The sequence below is a fragment of the Pseudomonas sp. LP_7_YM genome, assembly GCF_004364435.1.
GTDB lineage: Bacteria > Pseudomonadota > Gammaproteobacteria > Pseudomonadales > Pseudomonadaceae > Aquipseudomonas.
The window spans coordinates 92811-114965 of sequence record NZ_SOCT01000003.1; the positions used below are offsets into that span (position 1 = coordinate 92811).

Below are 22155 nucleotides of genomic sequence, written 5' to 3' on the forward strand. Positions count from 1 at the left end.
GCGTATGAGCATCGGGCAATGGCCGGGGCGTGTGCTGCACGCTTTATGGATCAGCGCGCTGCTGCTAATGGCAGTGCTGGCGGGCGTCGCCATTGGTGAGACGACGATCAGCCTGCCGGTGATATTCCAGGTGCTGGCGAACAAGCTGTGGGCGGCAGGTTTTGCGGTGGATGCCATCGATGAAGGGATCGTCTGGAACTACCGCCTGACTCGCGCCATCGTCGCGGCGGCCTGCGGTGCCGGATTGGCGATCTCTGGCGTGGTGCTGCAATCGCTGTTGCGCAACGCACTGGCCGATCCTTATCTGCTAGGGATTTCCGCCGGGGCCTCCACCGGTGCAGTGCTGGTGGCAATCATCGGTCTGGGCGCCGGGGCAATTTCGCTGTCCACCGGCGCATTCGTGGGCGCCCTTGCCGCGTTTGCCATGGTCGCCCTGCTCGCCCGGTCCTCTCGGGGTCAGACCGCCACCGGGCAGATCATTCTGGCGGGTATCGCCGGCTCGCAACTGTTCAACGCTTTGACCTCGTTCCTGATCACCAAGTCGGCCAGCGCCGAACAGGCACGCGGCATCATGTTCTGGTTGCTGGGCAATCTCAGCGGCGTGCGCTGGACCTCGGTCCTGCTGTCGGTGCCGGTGGTCATCGCAGGGCTGCTGGTGTGCCTGTGGCATCGTCGCTCGCTGGACGCATTCACCTTTGGCGCCGACTCAGCGGCGTCGCTAGGCATTCCGGTGCGCCGGGTGCAGACGATTCTGATCGCCACCGCCGCACTGGTGACCGCTGTGATGGTGTCGATCGTCGGCTCCATCGGTTTCGTCGGGCTGGTGATTCCCCATGCCGTGCGCATGATCGCCGGCGTGCGGCACGCGCGCGTCCTGCCGCTGAGTGCACTGAGCGGCGCGCTGTTCATGATCGCCGCCGATATCCTCTCGCGCACACTGATCAAGGGTCAGGTGCTGCCCATTGGCGTCATCACCGCACTGGTCGGCGCACCGGTGTTCGCCCTCATTCTGTTGCGAGGCAATCGCTCACGATGAATGCGCGAACCGATCAGGTCACCAGCGTGCTCAGCGGGGTCAACCTGAGCTACCGCGTCAAGGGTGCGCAGTTGCTCAACGACGTAAGTCTGGCGATTCGGCCAGGGGAGAATCTGGGCATCATCGGGCCCAACGGCTCGGGAAAATCGACCTTGCTCAAACTGCTTTCCGGGCTGCTGGCCCCCAGCGCGGGTGAGGTGTTCCTGCAAGGTCAGCCCCTGTCGGCAATCCGCCGCCGTGACATCGCGCAACGTCTGGCGGTCGTCGAACAGCACGCTGAAACCAGCGATTCAATCAGTCTGCTGCAGGCCGTGGAGCTGGGCCGCACACCGTGGTTGTCCGCGTTGGCACCCTGGAGTGAGGAAGATACGCGCATCGTTAATCAGGCCATTGCCGATGTAAGCCTGCAAGCCCTGCGCGAGCGCGCCTGGCACACCCTGTCAGGCGGTGAACGGCAACGCGCTCACATCGCCCGTGCATTGGCACAAAAGCCACAGATTCTGCTGCTGGACGAGCCGACCAATCATCTGGATATCCAGCAGCAACTGTCGATCCTCAGGCTCGTGCATCGACTGCCGGTGACCAGCGTCATTGCACTGCACGATCTGAATCAGGCACTGGCCTGCGATCGCCTGGCGGTGATGGATCACGGACGGCTGGTAGCCCTGGGCTCGCCTTTCCAGGTGCTGACACCGGAACGCCTGACTGAGACCTTTGGCGTTCTGGGGCACTGGCTGACGGACCCGTTCGATGGCGCGCGGATCCTGAGGTTGCGCACACCTTAAGTCCAGCCAAGCTGACCAAGCCTTGATGGGCCGCTGAGGTCGGGCACGCCAGCGACGTCCCGCTTGAACACTCAAGAAATCCGTCTGCCTGCCGAAAATGGTATGCCATCAGATGCTTTTGCATTCCTCGCACGGCCCTGATCGATTTTGCCAGCGGCACAATCCCACGCGTGACCCACAAGAACGAATCAGGAGCGCCGATGAACATCAAACAGAAACTGACCTGGGCCTTTGCAGTGATTGCCTGCCTGCCCATCATCCTGGTTGCAACGCTGGTCATTATCAACCTGCGCAACGACGCCGAGAACAGCTTCGTCGACAGCAGCGGCCGGGAGATACGTCAGGTCAGCAACGCGATGCAGCTGTTTTTCGAAGGCATCAGCCAGAACGTCGACTACCTGGCGGCCCATCCGCTGGTCACAGGTGCCGGGGACGGCGTGAAAAGCTACATGAGCGCTCAGGCCCCCGACATTCCACAGTCCGATGTCGATAAACAGCTGTTCGACTTCTTTGCCAGCATTGCCAAGAGTCATCCGGCCTACTCGTACGTGTCCTATGGGCTGGCAAACGGCAGTTATGCGTTCTGGCCAGGCGATCCGAAAATGGCCAGTTACGATCCGCGTCAGCGCCCCTGGTATCAGACAGCCCAGGCCAATCGGGGCAAGACATTACGCACCAGCGCCTATTACTGGGCCGGCGACGATGCGGTGCTCGTGAGCACGGTTCGCGCCGTCAATAACGCCTTGGGCAACGCTGGTGGCGTGGTCAATATCGACGTTTCCCTCAAGCAGCTGACGACCATCGTCAAGCAGATCAAGCTCGGCGAAAGCGGTTATCTGATGCTGATCGAGAACAACGGCACGGTGCTGGTCGACCCGAAGCAACCCGAACACAACTTCAAGAAACTCGCAGAGCTGGGCGGCGGTTTCAGTGACCTGGCCAAGGCCGGGGCCGGGCTGATCAAAGTCAACATCAATGGCGAGCATTTCATGGCCAACGTGTTCCCTTCCGATCAACTGGGCTGGAGCTTCATCGGCTTGATCAAGCAGAGCGAAGTCATGAGCTCGGCGACACGACTGACCTGGCTGATCGGGATCATTGCAGCGGTATTGGCAGTGGTCTTCGCCATTCTCGGTGCCAGCTTCGCCACACTCATCGTGCGTCCGATTCGCAGCGTCGCCAGCGGCCTGGAGGGCATCGCACAAGGTGAAGGCGACCTGACCAAAAGCCTGTCCATACGCGGTAAGGATGAAACCGCGCAACTGGCGAACTGGTTCAATCAGTTCCTGACGGCCATTCGCGGGCTGATTCAGCATATCAGCCAGTCCGCTACCCGGATTCTCGACAGCTCCGCCAACTCCACGCGCGTGTCCAGCGACATGGCGGAAGCGGCCGAGCGTCAGCGTGAAGCCGTAGACATGGTATCGACTGCATTCCATGAAATGGTGGCCACCGCCAACGAAGTCGCGCGTTCCTGCAGTCAGGCCGCAGAATCGGCAGACAGTGGTCAGCGTCAGGCCCGTGAGGGTCAGCGCCAGATTGACGATGCGGTCAATAGCGTCGACCAGCTCAGCAGTGAAATCTCTCGTTCGGCCAATGACATGACCCAGCTGGAAAAGGACAGCAACGGCATCCAGTCGATTCTCAACACCATTCGATCGATCGCCGAACAGACCAATCTGCTGGCGCTCAACGCGGCCATTGAAGCAGCCCGCGCCGGTGAGCAGGGTCGCGGCTTCGCAGTGGTGGCCGACGAAGTGCGGGCGCTGGCCAAACGCACATCGGACTCGACCGCAGAAATCGACTCGCTGCTGGGTAATCTGGCCAGGCGCACGGCCTCGGTCGCGCAGCAGATGCACGCCAGCCTGGACGTGTCGCAGCAGTCGGTCGCCAAGATCGGGCAAGCCCGCAGCAGCTTCGGCCAGATACGCGAGTCGGTTGACGTGATCCGTGACATGAATACCCAGATCGCCACCGCCGCTGAAGAGCAACATCAGGTGGCCGAAGACATCAACCGCCATATCAGCCAGATACACGGCGATGCGCAGCGGGTGGCGGATCTGGCGGATTCGGCGCGCGGGGACGCGCAGAACCTGGCGACCCTTTCCAACGAACTGGACGGGCTGGTGCGCCGCTTCAAGACCTGAGTCCAGCGTCGCGCCAAGGTGGCTTTTTCCGCACCCCCGGCGTTCAGCTGACAGGCGAGCCGCAGGTCAGCTGACGGCGCTCAACGCCCCACATCACTCAGGTGATCCAGCCCTGCCAGCATCAGTTCATGCTGGCGGATGCTGTCCAGGCTGGTAGGCGATTCAGTAGCGCCCGGCACCGCATGCCAGACCACGAAATCCCGTTGCACGTCCAGAAAAAGGAAATAGTCATTAAACATTTCCGCCTGTGAAAACCGCCGCTCCAACGCGTCACGCAATTGCTCGGGTCGCAACGCCCGTCCTTCGATGTGCAAAGCGATGCCCCAGTCGCGGTGCTCGCGCCGGCTGACGAATGCCACACCCGTCGCCACCGGCCAGATCGCCGCGCGTTCGGCCGCGACATGCGCATAGAACGCAGCTTTTTCCGATACCCGAATCATGCTCAATCCTTAAGTGGCACAACGGTGAAGTCCAGCTCATGGTCACGCTCATCCAGACCCTGACGCATGTCCTGCGGCCACCAGATCACCAGTTCGCGATCATTGGAATCCGGGCGTTTGCAGGCATAGCCCGAACAACCGGAACGACTCGCGCAGCCGCCCAACGTGGCGAACAGCACCAGAAGAATGATGTACACGCGTGCGTTCATCGTGTTGCCCCCTTGAGCAGCGAAGGTCGGTTCTGTTTGGCTTTGGTCGAAATCTGCGGCTGGCGCACCGCGATGTAGATTTCACTCTCCGCCCCCGGTTGCAGCCAGGCATGGGGCCAGGCGCTAACGCCCATCACCCAGCGGCCGCCACAACGGCTTTCATCGATGCGCACCGGTTTGCCGGTGGTATTGCGCGCCACCACGACAGCGATGCCCCAATCCTTCTTCGAAAACCACTGCGAGCGCGTGCGGTCCATCTCCAGCCCTTGTCCCGGATCGCACAGACTGTCGGCTTCGAACGGCAAGGTTTCGCCACTGTTGAACCCCACCGGGGCCACGCCATCGAGCAACTGGGTGAAGGCACTTTGCACGTCGCCACGGGTCGGCTCTTCGCCACCGTCGCGGCGCTGACTGATGCGCTTCATCTGGTCGTCCACATCGTGAGGGTTACTGATTTCGACATAGCGCGACGGGTTGACCTGGTCGCCGATCAGGCGTGGGGTCAGGATGAACAACCGTTCACGCTGATTCAGTTCGCGGCTGCGATTCTGGAACAACAGCTTGCCAATCACCGGAATATCACCGAGTAACGGGATCTTGTTGACCCTGTCAGTGGTTTCAAGTCCGTGGAAGCCACCGATCACCAGCGAGCCGTGCTCGGCGATCACCGCCTGCGTGCTGACGTTGCCCTTGCGCACGGCAGGCTGGGCGTCATTGATGGTCGACGTGTCGATCTGCCCGTCTTCGATATCAACGATCAGCTGTACCTGCGATTTGCCGCCCTTGTCCAGCGAGCGCGGGATGACCTGCAGGCTGGTGCCGGCGGTGATGGCCTGAATATCTGCCACACGCTCGGAGGTCGCGGTGAGAAATTCCGTACGGCTGAAGTCGATGACTGCAGGCTGGTTTTCCAGGGTAAGAATCGACGGGTTGCCAATCACCGACGCCGCGCCATTGCCTTCCAGCGCATGCAGGTCGGCGGCAAACTTGCCTGCGTCCTGAATGAACAAGGTTGAACTGGTGCCTTGCTGGAACAGGTTGGCGCCGCCACTGACGCTGCCCGCATTGAAATTCCAGCGGCTGGACAATTGCGCCAGTTCGTTGCGGTCGATGTCCAGGATCACGGCGTCGATCTCGATCAGGTTGCGAGGCGTGTCCAGTTCCTTGACCAGCTTTTCGTACATTGCCCTGCGCTTGGGCAGGTCATAGATGAGCACGGAGTTGTTGCGCACATCGGCGCTGACGCGGATTTTGGAACGTGCGCCGGTGCTGTCACGGGAGCCCGCGCCACGCTTTCCACCGGTGCCCAGCACTCGATCCAGACCTTGTTCCAGTGCGCCGGTGTCGAAGCCGCCGCCGTCCATGCCACCGTAATTCATCGCCGAGGCATTACTGTTGCCCGCCATCCCGTTGGCAGTGCCGCCCTGCCCCTGCACCAGGTTGACGCCATTGATCGACTCGCCACGAGAGCGACTTTCAAGCAGTTCCTGAAGGATGCTGGCCACGCCGGCCACGGTCAGCTGTTGATCGCGATAACGAATGGTTCGGTCCGCGGCGTTGGCGTATTTGAGCGGCAAGACCACGACGTCCTGCTTCTCGGCTTTCTCGGGCGCCTCGACCTTCTTGCTATAGCTGCGTACGAATTCCACGTATTTGGCAGGGCCACGCACCAGCACGACGCCTTCGTCGGGCAACGCGCCCCAACCGAAACGTTTGTCCAGCAGGCCGACATCGGAGAGCGCCTGCTGCAAGTCGTCCACCGCTTCGGGGGAGACTTCTATGCGGGCCGAGGTCTGCTCGCTGGTCGGGCTTACGTACAGCACCTCGTTGTAAACGAACCACTGGAAGTGATGTTCCTGGCCCAATCGGTCAAGAAACTCCTGCGGGTTCTGCGCACGGATGCGTCCGTCGAGGGTGCCCTGGATAGGGGGCATCTCCAGACCGATGCCGAACTCCTTGGCGAAGTCCTTGAGCGCAGCAGTCAGATCGGTCTGCCGGGCATCGTAAGCGTAAGCCGTATGTTTCCAGGCATCTGGCACCGCTGCCAGCGTGGGCGCGGCGACTCCTATCATCAGCAGAGGCAACCACATAAAGGCCTTGCGCATTTCACACTCCTGGTTGCCAGCGATTTAAAGTTGCGCGAGGCGACGACGAAGCCGTGGCGTTGCGCAGGGAGGTTTGCATCAAGCTAAGCATCGCGGCCCGTTGATTGGCCAGTTGCTCGAGTTGGTTGAGCAGATCGGTCTGGCTGCACGGATTCGCCAGCCAGCTGGTTAACACCACACAGCGACTGTCGGGGTCGATCGCCAGCGCGCCGGCGCAGGCGCAGGCCACGCTGGCGCCACCTTGCCCGAGCAAGGCTTCCAGACGTTGCGGGTCGCTTCCGTCGTAGGGGTCAAGCAGGTCAAGGCTGATTCTCACGCCGTTGCCAAGGACCATCAGCCTCGCGTTGGCATCGTCGATCCAGCAGTCCAGCGGTGCGAGCGGCCGCTGCTCACACCACTGGCCGAGAATGGCCGCAAATTCACTGAATTCCATCGATGATCGCTTTGGTAATGCCGTGTTTGGCGCGCAATCCTTCATTGAGGATCATGTTGGCGATGTTGGTCTGCTGCGAGGCGTCGTTGAACGCCTGAAGGTCTTCCATGGTGCCGCTGTCCGAGGCGGCTTCGGCAGCGTCGTCCATGTCGTTCTGGGCGCGGCTGTAGGTGTGATCGAGGTGGCTCTGCAAGGACTTGAAACTGATCATGAGTGGCGACTCCGACATAAGGGGTTCAACCCCTGAGTGGAAACTCGCTCCGCTCCGGTTCCCTGCATGGCTGCAAAAAACCGTCATGCTCGTTCAGGAAGAGGTCATCATTCGTCCGACTGGCCTACCAATCCGTTACGCAGGCTTGCCCAGTCGATATCGAATGCGCCGTTGGCGTCGCTCAGGCGCAGGGTCTGAGGCGCCATCAACGGATCGCCCTTGAGCTGCCAATGCTCGGCAAAGCGACTGTGCTCCAGCCATTGGCGCAGATCGGCGAGCATCTCAGGGTGGGCGCTGAGGGTGGCAACTGCTTCGTGCCGCTGACTGTCGGCGAGGTTACGGATGAGGGCGCGGGTGCGTTCGGCCAAGGATGTTTCGTCGAGAAGGCTGGCCAGGGCGCTGCTCAACAGCTGTTCGACAGCCACCATCGACTCGTGCTGCAGGGTTTGTCTTTCCTGCTGCAGATCCTGCAAAAAGCTATTGGCATTTCCCCAGAACTGCGCGTGGGCCTGATCTCGCTCGAGCAGCGCCTGTTCACGGGCCTGAGCGAGGATCTGCTCGGCTTGCAGATGAGCATCGCGCAGCACCTGCGAGGCCAGTTGCACGTCGACGAGGTCTTCGCGCCGCAGGATAGTCTCGACGAGCACCCCGTCGGAGGCCAGGGAAAGGCTGCGTTTAGCGAGCATGTGCAATTCCTGTTGTTAAGGATTCAAGCCTTGAGCGATTCAAGCGCTGGTGACACGCCAAAGCACCGACTGCCATAGGGTTTGCAGTTTGTTCTGCGGCAGCTCGATAACGTGATGCTGCACCTCGTCCGGCGCCCAGCTCAGCCGCAGTCGCGACCAGCTTGCCTCGCCCGCCCAGGCCGCCAGCAACAGCCTTGGATCATCAATCGAAGGCGCAAGCCAAGCGCCAGGACGCAACGCCTTGGCTACCGAACGGCACCAATCTTCATGCTGTAAAGCGTCATCATGAACCCGCCCTTCTGCAAAGGGCCCGGTTGCCCTGAAAGCAGCGCGCCCCAAGCAGATACTTCCGGCCAGGTTCAGGGCCTGCCGCTGTCGGTCAGCGCTGAGCATCAGCCATTGCACCCATGACGCGGACGGCTCTGGCGGTTGACTGGGGGTAATGCCCACGGTCTGCAAAAACGCGTTGTGTCGACCGCATAACAGTGCCTGCGGCGCCAGGGCCGGCAGGCCACTGCGCTCGGCGAACAGCGCCATCCAGTCCGGATGCGCCCATTGCCACGGGGCGCACCACCACTGAATCCAGCGCTCGGTCTGGTCGGGCATCACACACGTACCGGCATGTTCGAACGCTGGCCGCGGCCTATCCCGATGCGCTGCAAGAGTGCGCTGCGCCAATCAGCGCGCAGGATCAGCACCAGCAACAGGATGAGCATCAGGCCCAAGAACGGTGCGGCCCAAAGCATGCCTTTCCAGAAGCCCAGGTTGGCGCTGTCGACCAGAAACGGGCCGAAACTGACCAGCCGCTCGGTGTCCTGAAATTCCGCTGCAGGTACGAAAACGATGGCGAATTTCTTTGAATCCGCCGACTCGCCGGACATCCCCGGAATACTGCTGGCAACCATCTGCTGAATTCGCCCGCGCACGCTGTCGGGGTCCAGTGCCGAGGTGTGTTTGATAAATACCGCCGCCGATGCTGGCTGCACCGGCTCCCCCGGCGCCACCCGTTCAGGCAGCACCACGTGGACCCGCGCCACGATCACACCGTCGATCTGCGAGAGCGTGGCCTCCAGTTCCTGGGACAGCGCATAAATGTAGCGAGCGCGCTCCTCGAGCGGCGTCGAGATCACCCCTTCCTTCTTGAAGATTTCACCCAGACTGGTACGCGAGTGCCGGGGCAACCCGGCGGCATCGAGTATGCGCACGGCACGGTTGATGTCCGCCGTTGCCACCGTGACGACCACGCCGGTTTTCTCCATGCGTTTGCGCGCATCGATATGCTGATCGGCGAGGCTGGCGACCACGTCGTTGGAATCCTGCTCGGACAGACCGCTGAACAAATCGGTGTCGTCGCTGCATCCGCCGAGCAGCATCATCAGGCACATCAAGCCCGCAGTCAGATAGTTCACGCAGGACCTCTATTGCAGGTTGGTCAGCTTGTCGAACGCCTGAGCGCTCTTGTTGACGACCTTGGTGGTCAACGCCATTTGCAACGAGTACTGGGACAAGGATCGGCTCATTTGCGCGATCTCCAGCGGGTCATCGGTACTGGACGCCTTCTTCATTTTGCGCACCGCCTGCTGGGAAAACTTGTCCATCGTGCCCAATCGCTCGGACAAGGCATTGGCAATCTGGTCAGAAAGATGGCTTTGCTGCAACGCCATGTCAGGGCGCATGGCGGAATTGAACAGGTCGACGTCCGCCTGCGAAGGGCCGCTGACCAGTCCCTGATCAAGATGCTGCTCAAGATCGGGGGATGACGATTTGAGTTGATTGATGTTGGAAACGGTCACGGGTTCTCTCCGACAGACGGGTCGATACGAAAGGCTGGATCAGGACAGGCTGTTGTTGCCCGCTCCTGTCAGCGCCTGAATGATGGCATTGGCCGCTTGGCTCAGGCTGCTTTGCAGGTCGTGCTGTGCGAGCAGAGGGTTCTGCTGACCGCCAGCACCGCTGACATTGCCGCCGTTACCGCCCTGACTGGCTTGCAGGCCTTTTTCGATCAGGCCGCTGAGCAGCTTGCCCAGATCCTGGGTCACGCTGTTGCCGGTATTACCAGTATTGGCCGACTGCGTGGTGTCGTTGATCGGGGTGCCAAGACCTCCACCCACGCTGTTGCCACCGCCGTTGCCGGTGCTTGCGTTCAGCCCCTGCTGCAACAAACCGCTGAGCAGTTGGCCCAGGTCTTGGGCAGGGTCGCTCACCGCATCCTGACCGGCGGAAGCATCGGTGCTCAGGGCATCGCCGCCAAGATCGCCGCCCGCATTGCCTGCATCACTGACACCGTTCTGTTGCTGTTCGAGCTGGCCACCGAGCATGTCCAGCGCGGCGCGGAAGGCACTGGTTTCGCTCTTGTCGAGGTAGTTATCTTCTTTGAGTTCATTTTTCCAGGAGCCTGAATCCGGTGCCGGAAACTTGCTGGGGTTCTGGTCCATGAACTGCGCGACCTTGTCCAGAAGCGGCATGTCGCTGGAAGAAAACTTCGTTCCATCACCCTGCTTGCTCAGAAGGTCATCCAACGAAGCTTTACCCAGCCCATTGAGCACCTGGGACATCAGATCAGGCTTGCCCGTGCCGCTGTCGAGACCGAAGTCTGCCGCTGCGCCGAAATTGTCGCCCAACGTGTCCTTGATGAGTTCACTCAAAGCGGCCTTGACCATGTCAGGCGAACCACCACCCAGCGCGGCCAGAGGATTGGATTTCTTCATCTGGTCGCCGACCATCTTGCCCAGTGGCGAGCTCTGGTCAAGCTGACCGTCTTTGGTGAGCGCCTGGGCCAGCTTGTCGATGACGTCCTTGAGCGATTGCTGCGTGCCCTGCTGGCCGCCTACAGAGCCGGTCGACAGCATGTTGCCCACGCGGGCGTTCTGCAGCGGGTTGATACTGGCATTGAGACTTAGCATGAAACCTCCAACTTCAGCGGGTTGCCCCCTTTTTCAGGGGGCGCTCTGAATGATCAGTAGCTGATACCTTTGGCGTTTTGCGCCTCGGCACTGATCGCCTTGTTCGAACTGTCTTCCTTGCCGGAACGAATGGCACTGAGGACGTCGTTGGTTTGTTTGCGGATGTCAGCATCAGTCTGCATCGCGATCAGGCGTGCGGAACTGGCGTCGGCTTTTTCGGTAGCAGCACTTTGCGCCGCTTCCGCTTTTGATGTGCCGCTTGAGTCTGTGATGTTGCTTTGCTGCGTGATGTTGGCGCCAGCGCCGGCTGTTTGCTGCGCGATCTGACCGCCGCCGTTGATCAGACTGTTTGCGAAATTACCTATTGAAGAGATAGCGCCCATTTTCGATACTCCTGGATCGTCACCAGCGGAAGTGCTTGGTGCTGATGGGTGGCGTCCAGGTGAAGATCGGTTCCGCGCGTTATTCAAAAATTTGTTGAGCACTGATTTTGTGCGATGAACAGGTGCTCGTGGCCACAGGTATGAAGTGCGTACCAGGTCTGGCGTAAAGACACTGAGGCTGGATCAGGACAGCATGTCTGGCAGACACACACAAACGCTCTCCCACAGCAGATGTGCGTCCAGGCGCGGGAGGAACACGTCGCAGTGGAGTGCGCGAATCAAGACAACCGCACAACAGCGGAGCCCTTGCGAACTCCGCCGTGCTGGCTTTACTTCGGTGAAATGGCGCTGTCTACCAATACCTGCGCCTCAGCGACCAGACGCTTGAGGTGATCCTCGCCTTTGAAACTCTCGGCGTAGATCTTGTAGATATCTTCCGTGCCCGACGGACGCGCAGCGAACCAGCCGTTTTCAGTGATGACTTTCAAGCCGCCGATCGCCTGATCGTTTCCGGGTGCTTTGCTGAGGATGCTTTGGATCTTCTCACCTGCAAGTTCGGTCGACGTGACCTGCTCCGGCGACAGCTTGCTGAGCAATGCCTTCTGCTCGAAATTGGCTTTGGCCTCGACCCGTGTCGACACCGGCTCACCCAGTTCATCGGTCAGCGCCTTGTACATCTCGTTCGGGTCGCGATCTTTACGCGCGCGGATTTCGGCCGCCAGCAACGCGGGGATCAGACCATCCTTGTCGGTGGTCCAGACCGTGCCGTCGCGACGCAAGAATGACGCCCCCGCGCTCTCCTCGCCACCAAAGCCCAACGTGCCTTCGTACAAGCCTTCAGCGAAAAACTTGAAGCCCACTGGCACTTCATACAGGCGACGGCCCAAGCGCTGCGCTACCCGGTCGATCATGCCGCTGCTGACCACAGTCTTGCCGACGGCTGCCTCGGCGCGCCATTCAGGTCGGTTCTGGAACAGATAATCGATGGACACCGCCAGGTAATTGTTCGGCGCCAGCAGGCCGCCGGTTGGTGTCACGATGCCGTGGCGGTCGTGATCCGGGTCGCAGGCGAACGCCACCTGAAAGCGATCCTTAAGACCGATCAGGCTCTGCATCGCGAAGTTCGACGAAGGGTCCATGCGAATCTTGCCATCCCAGTCGACGCTCATGAAGCGGAAGGTCGGGTCGACGAATGTGTTCACCACTTCCAGGTTCAGGCCGTAGTGCTCGCCGATGGCCGACCAGTAACGCACGCCAGCGCCGCCCAGCGGATCGACGCCCAGACGCAGATTGGCGCCCTTGATGGCGTCCATGTCGATGACGTTCTTCAGGTCGGCGACGTAGGTGTTGAGGTAGTCATGACGGTGCGTGGTGTCGGCACGCAAGGCTTTTTCAAGGGTTACGCGGGTCACGCCGATAACTTTCTCGGCAAGCAACTCGTTGGCCTTGGTCTCGATCCACTTGGTGATGTGCGAGTCGGCCGGGCCACCGTTGGTAGGGTTGTATTTAAAGCCACCGCTTTCCGGCGGATTGTGCGACGGGGTGATGACGATACCGTCAGCCAGACCCGATGTACGGCCACGGTTGTAGCAAATGATGGCGTGAGACACGGCCGGCGTCGGGGTGTACTCGTCGCCTTCGGAAATCATCACGTTGACGCCATTGGCAGCCAGCACCTCAAGCGCCGAAGCGGCAGCGGGTGTGGACAGCGCGTGGGTATCGGCGCCGAGAAACAGCGGGCCGTCGATGCCATTGGCCTGACGATACAGGCAGATGGCCTGACTGATCGCCAGCACGTGCCACTCGTTGAAGCTCAGGTCGAAGGAGCTACCACGGTGACCGGAAGTGCCGAAGGCAACCCGTTGCGTGGCCACCGAGGCGTCTGGCTGACCGGTGTAGTAAGCCGTCACGAGACGAGGAAGATCGACCAGCAATTCTGCAGGCGCCTGTTTGCCCGCCAATGGACTGATGCTCATGGAAAACCTCCGTGGATGGAAACCGTGGAATAGAAAATGGGGCGCAGCAAAAGAAAAAATGCCGATGGCGCGGCAGTTTACTGGCACTTGGACCACCCTGCTCGGCTATTGATCCGTAACCCTTCAGACAATTGCGCAGTGCGTCCTATAACTGCCACCAGGCTGGCAACAACTGCTGAATCTTGCGCTCGGCGAAGCGATCGTCGATGAGCATTACCACGCCGCAGTCCTCCTGCCCCCGGATCACCCTGCCCGCCGCCTGCACCACTTTCTGCATGCCGGGATAGAGGTAGGTGTAGTCGTAACCGGCTCCGAACAGCAGGCTCATGCGCTGCTTGAGCTGCTCGTTGACCGGGTTGATCTGGGCAAGGCCGAGGGTCGCGATGAAGGCCCCGATCAGTCGAGCACCCGGCAGGTCGATACCCTCCCCGAACGCCCCGCCCAACACGGCGAAACCGATGCCTTGGCTCTGGGGCGTGAAGCGCTCGAGAAACGCCTGGCGATCCGTCTCGGCCATGCCCCGGGACTGCTGCCACATCGGAATATGCGGGTGAGTCGCGCTCATCAGCCCTGCCACCTGTTGCAGGTAATCGAAGCTGCTGAAGAACGCCAGATAGTTACCCGGTCGCGCACGGAATTGCTCGGCCATGAGCTCGACAATGGGCGCAAGCGAGGCCTGACGATGGGTGTAACGCGTCGAGATACGACTAACGATATGCACATCCAGCTGTTCGCGCACAAACGGCGATTCGACGTCGACCCAGGCGGTGTCGTCGGGCAACCCCAGCAAATCGCGGTAGAAATGCCTGGGGGTGAGCGTGGCGGAAAACAGGGTGGTGCTGCGCGCCGCCGTCAGCCGTGGGCGGATAAACCCGGCAGGCACCACATTGCGCAGCGTCAACCTCGACAGCGTTTTGCTGCTCCCTAGCTCACGCTTGCTGATGTCGAACAGGTAATGCTCGTCGAACAATTCAGCGATGCGCCCGAACTGAATCGCCTCGAAGTAGAAGCTCTGCAACTCACCGTTGGCGGCATGGGAATGATCGTTGAAGTAATCGCCGAACGCAGCGACGCACAGATTCAGGCTGGCGAGAAACTTTGCGGGCGTGCCGGGATAAGCCTGATAGGGTGCCACCTGCTCTTTGTGCAGGGCGTTCCACTCCCGGTTCAACCGTTGCAGAGACCTTTTCAGTTGCTCCGGGGCGTTTTGCCGGACCTGATTCAGCGTGTACTGATCAAGGCTTGCGCTGTACATCTGTCGCGTGCGCTCGACCATGTTGTGCGCCTCGTCCACCAGCACCGCAACGCGCCACTGGTTGAGCTGACACAGCCCGAACAGCAAGGCGCTAAGGTCGAAGTAGTAGTTGTAATCGGCGATCACCACGTCCGACCAGCGTGCCAGCTCCTGGCTCAGGTAGTACGGGCACACCTGGTGACGCAGCGCCACCTCGCGCAACCCTGCCTGGTCCAGCCAGGGGTTAGCCACGGCATCGCTGCGTGCGGCAGGCAATCGGTCATAAAAGCCTTTGGCCAAGGGACAGGAATCGCCATTGCAAGCATTGGTCGGGTACTCGCAGGCCTTGTCGCGAGCGACCATTTCCAGCACCCGCAGCTTCAACTGTGGCGCACTGCGACCGATGACGCTCAGCGCATCCAGCGCCAGCTGTCGCCCCGGGGTCTTGGCCGTGAGAAAAAAAACCTTGTCCAGTTTCTGGCTCGGCGCGGCCTTGAGCATCGGAAACACGGTGCCGATGGTTTTGCCGATGCCGGTCGGCGCCTGAGCCATCAAACAGCGCCCGGTACTGACAGCCTTGTATACCGACTCAGCCAATACGCGCTGGCCGCTGCGAAAACCGGCGTGGGGAAACTTGAGTTCAGCCAGCCCCAGATTGCGCGACTGGACGTGGGCCAGTTCCTGACGTGCCCAGTGCAGGAAAATCCCGCACTGCGCTTCAAAGAATGCCTGCAATTGCGCGACCGTAAAACGTTCGCGAATCAGGGTTTCCTGCTCATTGACGATGTTGAAATAGACCAGCGCGATGTGCACGTCCGCCAGCTGCATTTGCTGACAGAGCAGCCAGCCGTAAACCTTGGCCTGAGCCCAGTGCAACTGTCGGTGGTTGACGGGCATCTTGTCGAGGTCACCACGGTAGGTCTTCACTTCCTCCAGTTGGTTGAGGGCTGAGTCGTAACCGTCCGCCCTGCCCCGCACCTTCAGCTCGTGATAAGCGCCGGACAGAGACACTTCCGACTGATAGTGCGGACCGCGGCGTGCGGCCACGGTACGATGCCCGACGATGCCTTCCTGGGCGGTAGGCGACGGTGTGAAACGCAGATCGAGATCGCCGACCTTGGCGGTGAATTCGCACAACGCGCGCACGGCAATCGAGTAGCCGGCCTGCGGATCGATCGCCGGGGCAGCCGGCGCCGCTGGCAGCTCATCAGATACCGCGTCGGTAACAGGTTCGATCGGGGGGATGGTGTTGACTGGCAGCAAGGGAAGCGCATTCGTGATACTGGACAGGCATACAGATAACAGCAGCATTACCGTTCTGGCAATCGGAAAAGGATCGACGGCTCTGTGCTCGCCAATCCCGCCACCGCGTCCGGGCGGGCAGAACCCGATGCCCAGTGCGCGTTGCGACTTATGGCTTACCCGGGATCGACAGCCGATCAGAGCTGCTGACCGCTACCTCAAACGCTCCTGCACCAGCGCATTCCTGATGCTCACCAGCATCGACTCGATGTTCTGACTCCAGTCCGCCGCACCGCTGAGGCACAAACTCTGCTGATGCAGGCCACGCACGCTGAACAGCGTTCCCGGGGCGATGACGATACGCTGGTCCAGCAGCCGCTCGAACACACGCTCCATGTCCACACAATGTCTGCAGTTCAACCAGATTGTCGCGCCACCCTGGGGAGGCTCGAAGGTCACGTTCTCACCCAGATACTCATCGATCATCAGCGACAGGTGGTCCATCCGTAGCCGAAGATGGTGCCGCAGTTGGCACAGGTGCCGTTGCAACTGGCCGGAACTGTATAGACGAGCGACGGCTTTCTGCCTGATCGGAGGCAAGCGAAAAGATCGCAACAATAACTGCCGGTGCCACAAGGCTCGGGAATGCCGGGTCAGCAGATAACCAAAGGGCGCCTCCAGGCCGATGGTCTTGTCGAACGCACCGACGATCAGCAAGCGCTGCGGATCGATCAGATCACGCAAGGGGACGCATTGCTGGTCGAAACACAACTCACCCTGACTGTCGTTTTCCAGCACCCAAAGGCCGTGATGGTTAAGCACCTGCGCCAGACGCACGCGCTGATCACTCGCCATGACCCGGCCACGGATAGTGTTCATCCGCGACGACAGGATCGCCATTTTAATGTCGGCATGGCGTAACAGTCCCTCCAGGTCGTCAGGGTCGATCACCCCTTCGACATCCGTGCACAGCTCGATCACACGAATGCCGAAGGACTGCAGGGTGCGCAGGATACTCCAGCCGCAGGGCGACTCGACCAGCACCGCACAATCGCGCAATTGCAGCGCCTTGAGCACGGTTTTCAATACCCCGGTCTTGTCAGGAGCGATAAAGACGTTGTCCGGGTGCCAGCAATGTTGGGCGCAAGAGGTGTAATGCGCAGCCAGTGCCGCGCGCAACTCGATGTCACCGAAGGGCTGAAAGCGTGGATCCGACTGACTGGGGTAATGCCGCATGAGGTCGCGCTCCAGGCTCAGCAGCGCCGTGTCCATCGATTGCACAAGCGTCGGCTCATCGGCACCGAACACGAACATGTCGGCTCGTCGCGTACTGGCCTGATAACGCTCCAGCAGGTCTTCGCCCTCGCAATGGATATCGTTGCAAGGCTGTGGCAGCGCGTAATAACCGGATTTGGGCACGGAACAGATGCGCCCCTCTTTTTCCAGCAAGGAATAGGCGTTCTGCACCGTTGAAATGGACACGCGCAGGCGCCGGGCGAGCAAACGCAGCGAGGGCAGCTTGACGGCCGGGCCGGCCGGCAGCTCGTGGGTCAGCCTCGACAGGTAGCGGTACACCATCTGGTAGGCGAAATCGGTCTTGTCTTTATTCATCGGACGAACCCCATCCATGCGCAAAACGCAGGGTCAATGAAAATAAATACGCAGCAATATCAGGTCGCAATGCTCCCGTATCAGCTACGCAATGAAACATTCAGCAGCCTGTGACCCACTCCGCCACGGCCTCTTCAGCAGGTTGATCGAAGGTGATCACGCGGCCCTTGTCCGGGTCACTGGCGCGTACACGGGCGATGATCGAACTGTCGTCGCTGAAATCCACACGTGATCGGGTGTACAGATTTTGCAGCCCCGCAAGGCTCAGGCCACTGACATCCAAAAGCCACTGGACCACCTGATCAGGCGCCGACTGGCCCGAGAGCGCTTTATGCAGATCGGCCAATGCCACCAGCATGCCGGGATGACAGCAACGCAGAAACGGCGCCAGTTGCGCCCCTGCATCGACGAAGGGTGCAAACAGCAGGCAGACCAGTTGCGTTTCGTTAAGCCCAAAAGCTTCCTGCGCATAGTCGGCAGCCCGCTCGCGACGTTCCTGGACTTTTTCGGCACGATCGTAAGCAGCTATGGCCTGTTCGATCAGGCGCTTGGGCATTTGCTTGCGATGCATCATTGCAACCGCCTGATCCAGGAACTCGGTAACGCCCTCTGCGTAATCCCTTCCCTGGATGAACTGCGCCCTGAGTCCGCGCATATGCGCCATCAGCAAAGGATTGGCGCAGTCGGACTCACTGAAGCCAAATGCCAGATCGTCGAAGTGAAAGCCCAGAAAACCGGTAAGCAATCCCCAATGCTCTTCGACCCTGAAGGCGGTCAGATCGGCAATGGGCAGTAATGTTGGCGTTTTGAGTGTGTCCGGATAGCCCAGCGGTCGCAGCACCAGATCGCTTGGCGTGGGTGCTTCTCCGTACAGCTCGCGGTAATACACCCGACCGATGCTGTCGATGGTATTAAGCACATGGCCCAGCCCGAGTTTGTGCCAATGCGAGACGCTCTGGCCGTTGCTCCGCGCCAGGCGCATGATCCAGGTGGCGTACTGTCTGCGCGCCTTGAGCGATTGGCCACAGACCACGGCATTGACGCCCTCGGCCCAACTGGCTGCCCGACCCAGAAACCGCGCCATGCTCAGGTAGCAGGCGTTGTAGAACGTGGTCCGGGCATCACCCGCAGTCAGATGCCCCCCCAACAGCACGTCGGACCGGTTCTGCTCGCGTGCGGCCCTGGTAAACGGCAGATCCGGCTCGAAAGCCTGGACGTACTGATGATCGACCACGAGCAATTGCACCCTGGGGTCATCGTGCAGAAACAAAGCTGAATAACAGCGCTGGATATTACCCATTACCGCTGACGTCATTGCGGCGTGACGCATGTTGGCAATCCGTAGCTTGAAAGTGGCTGGAGAGCGACCGGCAATGCTCAACTGAGCCGCGCGCAACAACGCCACCGTATACGCACTGTCCTTGCCTCCACTGAACGTCACCAATACGCGATAGTTGCCTATCTGCTCGATGCCTCCGGCGGCCACAATCAAACGTTGAATTAATAATTGCAGCGCAGTTCGTTCGGCGCGATTGAAATAACTCAACAGGCGTTGCAGCACTTGTTGATAGACATATTTCATGGCCTGCTCATGGATGGAACTCATAACTTCAATACCTGACTTGCTCGATCAAGCGATAACGTTGATGGCCTTACCACAACGTTGGGAAACGAGTTGGCTGGCCATCGGTACTGTCGGACGCAGCATTTCGTTCAGGTCGGACTCAACAGCCTTCGGGCTAGAGGCTCTGCACCGCGCATGGGCTGGGGCGGTCTGTCTTGGGGCTAGCGTTCCGTTGAGAAAAAGCCGGAACCAACGAGCAGAGTGCGTATCCCGGCCATAACGAAAGTGTGACATGACTCACTCCCTGAGTTGTATGGAGCGAACTATTATCGACTTCACGAACACATTTACAAGGTACAGATCCGCGTTGGATTGACTGCCAGTTTTATACAAAACTCGTGCCGTTAAACCTATGCGTTTAGAGGTTGAACCATTAATATGACGCGACGAGCTTTAGCCTAATGCTTCGCCTGCGAAACAACCCTGTTCAATTACATTGAACGTATAAACAAAAAAGCCCTCCCGATTCTTCAGGAAGGCTTTGTCAGATACCACATGGCCAATCAAAAACGGGGCGATCTACGTTGACATTGACCCTGTACCCGTCTCAACGCCTGGCCTTGGCGTCGATCAATCAATGAGCGCGATGAATTGCGCTCACGCAGGATCGACTTCTACCACCACCCGACCACCTACCGGGCAGCTATCCATCAAGCGGTGTGCCTCGACCAGTTGATCGAACGAAAATACCTTGGTGATCTGCGGCAACAGCACCCGGTCAGCGGTCAGCTGGTTGATATCACGCAGCGCACGCTTCACCGCATCTTCATCCTGACAGATGCCCAGCTCCGGCTTGCCCGTAAAGTTGCCGACACAGTGAACGAAGAACTGAATGTTTTTCTGAAAGGCTGCGCACGCCGGGAATGGCGTGTGGTTACCGCCTTGCAGACCGTAAAGAATCAGGCTGCCACGCGGTGCCAGTACATCCCCCAGCATGGACATCTGCGGACCACCCAGACCGTCCAGCACAATATCGACGCCGCGGTTATCGGTGTACTTGTTGATCACCATCAACAAATCCTGATCTTCAGTGACAACCACCTTGTCCGCGCCCAGCTTGAGCAGGTAGTCACGACATGCTTGGGTCTTGGTTGCTGCGATCACCTTGATACCAAGCGCCTTGCCCATTTGCAAAAACGCAGGTCCGGCGCAGTGGCTCGCGTCGGTGATAAGCGCCGTCTGGCCGGGTTTGGCGCGGGCCAGTTCAACGAACGCGAAATACGCAATCAGCATCGGGGTGTAATGGACCGCTGCCTCGTTAGCGGTCAGGACGTCCGGATAGCGGGTCACGGAATTGGCCGGCAGCGTAATCATCTCGCCATACACCGGATGTACGTTAGGGTCGGCTGCGGGGAAGCTGGCGACCTTGTCGCCCACGTTGAAATCGACCACGCCATCGCCGACAGCGGTAATCACACCGGACATCTCGGAACCCAGGCCGGCAGGCAATCGAGCCCGGGAAGACGCCAGGTTTTGCCGCCACAGCACGTCGTACCAGCTAACGCCAATTGCCTGGACGCGCACCTGCACCTCGCCGGGCGCCGGCAACGCGACGGGCAGCTCTTCAAACTTGAGCACCTCGGCCGGGCCAAACTGATGAAAACGGATCGTGCGGGACATTTCGAACCTCGCCTTATGAACCTTGATGCCATGAACTCTATCCGGGCGCTGCCGGTAACACTATCAGTGGCTATTAATAGTCGACATGCCTGTCATCGATTGTGTTTGCGGACGTAAAGCGATGAAACCTTCATCGAATGTCCACGTCTTCAAGGCGGACATTGTTCTTCGCTCACCCGGACATTGCAACCCGGTCCTTGATTTCCGGTGAAGCGCACGCCGGAGAAGTGAACACTCCGTGCATCCGGGTGGCCCCGCACCATAGATCAACCCATGTGGATGGATCACGGTCATGAGTCAAGCCGTCGGCCCACGCCCTCAACCGCCGTGACAGCGAGCGCGCCTGCATGCCGCAGATGAATTTAACCATGCGCAGGGTGCGCATTTGCCCTTAATATCCGTCCCTGAGCTGAACACTGGCATGCTTTTGCGGCCGCCAATGCATTGATCAATGTCTCCGAGACCCCTGTCATGAATCGCAACGACCTGCGTCGCGTCGACCTCAATCTGCTCATCGTGTTCGAGACACTCATGCACGAACGCAGCGTCACCCGTGCCGCAGAAAAGCTGTTTCTTGGCCAGCCGGCGATCAGTGCTGCGCTTTCCCGGCTGCGTGGCTTGTTCGACGATCCTCTGTTCGTGCGCACGGGTCGCAGCATGGAACCCACCGCGCGGGCGGTGGAAATCTTCGGTCTGCTTTCGCCAGCGCTGGATTCCATCTCCACAGCCGTCAGCCGCGCTGCCGATTTCGACCCGGCGACCAGTACCGCGGTGTTTCGCATTGGCCTGTCCGATGACGCCGAGTTCGCTCTGCTGCCATCGCTGCTCAAGCGTCTGCGCTCCGAAGCGCCCGGCATCGTGCTGGTGGTGCGTCGTACCAATTACATTCTGATGCCCGCACTGCTCTCTTCCGGCGAGATATCCATCGGTGTCAGCTACACCGACGACCTGCCCGCCAATGCTAAGCGTAAGCTACTGCGCCGCAGCAAGCCCAAGCTGCTGCGCGCGGACGCGATGCCGGGATCGATCACGCTGGATGACTTCTGCGCCCGGCCTCACGCACTGGTGTCCATCGCTGGCGACCTGGGTGGTTTCATCGATGAACACCTGGAGAAGATCGGCCGCAAGCGTCATGTGGTACTGGCGGTGCCGCAGTTCAACGGCCTGGCAACCCTGATCTCCGGCACCGACATCATCGCCACCGTTCCCGATTACGCAGCAGCGGTACTCACCGCAGCGGGCGGCGTCCGGGCCGACGACCTGCCCATTGAATCGCGCACCTTCGAGCTGCACATGGTCTGGCGCGGCTCCCAGGACAACGACCCGGGCGAGCGCTGGCTGCGCTCGAGGATTCAGATGTTTTTTGGTGACCCCGATAGCCTTTAAGCAATCTGTATGGAACCGCTCTGGAATGCCCGTAATCGATCATCCCTGCTATCGCCCTCCTTGCCCCTGCGTCGAAATAGGCTGAGATCCGTCGACCAAGGCAACGATACCACCCGCCCAGATA

20 protein-coding genes and 1 pseudogene are annotated in these 22155 nt (G+C 60.1%); 5 read left to right on the forward strand and 16 right to left on the reverse strand.

From position 1 onward, the window contains the following. The first annotated feature begins 4 nt into the window (after positions 1-4). From EC915_RS09435 to EC915_RS25570, 4 genes and pseudogenes are all read left to right on the forward strand, one after another. On the forward strand, positions 5-1036 hold the full coding sequence (locus EC915_RS09435) for an iron ABC transporter permease (RefSeq protein ID WP_133750266.1): 1032 nt from the start codon (positions 5-7) through the stop codon (positions 1034-1036). Next, complete coding sequence (locus EC915_RS09440; RefSeq protein WP_133750267.1) at positions 1033-1821, forward strand: ABC transporter ATP-binding protein; 789 nt, start codon at positions 1033-1035, stop codon at positions 1819-1821. The genes EC915_RS09435 and EC915_RS09440 overlap by 4 nt, the downstream gene beginning before the upstream one ends. A gap of 356 nt (positions 1822-2177) precedes the next feature. Next, a pseudogene (locus tag EC915_RS25565) lies at positions 2178-3110 on the forward strand (sensor histidine kinase); the annotation flags it as partial. Between the two features lie 129 nt (positions 3111-3239). Next, positions 3240-3968, forward strand: coding sequence for a methyl-accepting chemotaxis protein (locus tag EC915_RS25570; RefSeq protein WP_372237875.1), 729 nt, complete (start codon positions 3240-3242; stop codon positions 3966-3968). A gap of 80 nt (positions 3969-4048) precedes the next feature. On the opposite strand, the gene EC915_RS09450 is transcribed toward EC915_RS25570, so the two are convergent. The 16 genes from EC915_RS09450 to EC915_RS09525 form a co-directional block, all read right to left on the reverse strand. Continuing rightward, a complete protein-coding gene (locus tag EC915_RS09450; RefSeq protein WP_133750269.1) occupies positions 4049-4408 on the reverse strand; it encodes a type III secretion protein HrpV in 360 nt (119 codons plus the stop codon). A gap of 2 nt (positions 4409-4410) precedes the next feature. Then, positions 4411-4617 (reverse strand): HrpT family type III secretion system protein, encoded by a 207-nt coding sequence (gene hrpT, locus EC915_RS09455; RefSeq protein WP_133750270.1) that lies wholly within the window; start codon positions 4615-4617, stop codon positions 4411-4413. Continuing rightward, the gene (gene sctC, locus EC915_RS09460; RefSeq protein WP_133750271.1) at positions 4614-6722 is read right to left on the reverse strand and encodes a type III secretion system outer membrane ring subunit SctC; all 2109 of its coding nucleotides are present in this window, start codon (positions 6720-6722) and stop codon (positions 4614-4616) included. Before sctC ends, hrpT begins: the two co-directional genes overlap by 4 nt. Before the next feature lies 1 nt (position 6723). Then, on the reverse strand, positions 6724-7155 hold the full coding sequence (locus EC915_RS09465) for a type III secretion protein (protein ID WP_133750272.1): 432 nt from the start codon (positions 7153-7155) through the stop codon (positions 6724-6726). Continuing rightward, on the reverse strand, positions 7142-7366 hold the full coding sequence (locus EC915_RS09470; RefSeq protein WP_133750273.1) for a type III secretion protein: 225 nt from the start codon (positions 7364-7366) through the stop codon (positions 7142-7144). The genes EC915_RS09465 and EC915_RS09470 overlap by 14 nt, the downstream gene beginning before the upstream one ends. Positions 7367-7473: 107 nt before the next feature. After that, positions 7474-8052, reverse strand: coding sequence for a type III secretion system stator protein SctL (gene sctL, locus EC915_RS09475; RefSeq protein WP_133750274.1), 579 nt, complete (start codon positions 8050-8052; stop codon positions 7474-7476). A 39-nt stretch (positions 8053-8091) separates the two neighbouring features. Then, entirely contained in the window at positions 8092-8658 is a 567-nt protein-coding gene (locus EC915_RS09480) for a type III secretion protein (RefSeq protein ID WP_133750275.1), read from the reverse strand. Next, the gene (gene sctJ / locus EC915_RS09485; RefSeq protein WP_133750276.1) at positions 8658-9461 is read right to left on the reverse strand and encodes a type III secretion system inner membrane ring lipoprotein SctJ; all 804 of its coding nucleotides are present in this window, start codon (positions 9459-9461) and stop codon (positions 8658-8660) included. The genes EC915_RS09480 and sctJ overlap by 1 nt, the downstream gene beginning before the upstream one ends. Before the next feature lie 9 nt (positions 9462-9470). Further along, complete coding sequence (sctI, locus tag EC915_RS09490; protein WP_133750277.1) at positions 9471-9845, reverse strand: type III secretion system inner rod subunit SctI; 375 nt, start codon at positions 9843-9845, stop codon at positions 9471-9473. Positions 9846-9884: 39 nt separating this feature from the next. Continuing rightward, positions 9885-10955 (reverse strand): harpin HrpZ family protein, encoded by a 1071-nt coding sequence (locus EC915_RS09495; protein ID WP_133750278.1) that lies wholly within the window; start codon positions 10953-10955, stop codon positions 9885-9887. Between the two features lie 53 nt (positions 10956-11008). Next, on the reverse strand, positions 11009-11440 hold the full coding sequence (locus EC915_RS09500; RefSeq protein WP_256658694.1) for a hypothetical protein: 432 nt from the start codon (positions 11438-11440) through the stop codon (positions 11009-11011). A 227-nt stretch (positions 11441-11667) separates the two neighbouring features. Then, positions 11668-13314, reverse strand: coding sequence for a phosphoglucomutase (alpha-D-glucose-1,6-bisphosphate-dependent) (gene pgm / locus EC915_RS09505; RefSeq protein WP_133750279.1), 1647 nt, complete (start codon positions 13312-13314; stop codon positions 11668-11670). A gap of 145 nt (positions 13315-13459) precedes the next feature. Next, positions 13460-15700: an ATP-dependent DNA helicase gene (locus tag EC915_RS09510; RefSeq protein ID WP_256658708.1), complete on the reverse strand. Its 2241-nt coding sequence runs from the start codon at positions 15698-15700 to the stop codon at positions 13460-13462. A gap of 303 nt (positions 15701-16003) precedes the next feature. Continuing rightward, a complete protein-coding gene (locus tag EC915_RS09515; RefSeq protein ID WP_133750281.1) occupies positions 16004-17401 on the reverse strand; it encodes a PLP-dependent aminotransferase family protein in 1398 nt (465 codons plus the stop codon). Positions 17402-17501: 100 nt separating this feature from the next. Beyond that, the gene (locus EC915_RS09520) at positions 17502-19007 is read right to left on the reverse strand and encodes a hypothetical protein (RefSeq protein WP_133750282.1); all 1506 of its coding nucleotides are present in this window, start codon (positions 19005-19007) and stop codon (positions 17502-17504) included. 615 nt (positions 19008-19622) lie between these two features. Next, entirely contained in the window at positions 19623-20645 is a 1023-nt protein-coding gene (locus tag EC915_RS09525; protein ID WP_133750283.1) for a zinc-dependent alcohol dehydrogenase family protein, read from the reverse strand. A gap of 471 nt (positions 20646-21116) precedes the next feature. Here EC915_RS09525 and EC915_RS09530 point away from each other — a divergent pair, with 471 nt between their 5' ends. Then, positions 21117-22031 (forward strand): LysR family transcriptional regulator, encoded by a 915-nt coding sequence (locus EC915_RS09530; RefSeq protein WP_133750284.1) that lies wholly within the window; start codon positions 21117-21119, stop codon positions 22029-22031. Positions 22032-22155: the final 124 nt, after the last annotated feature.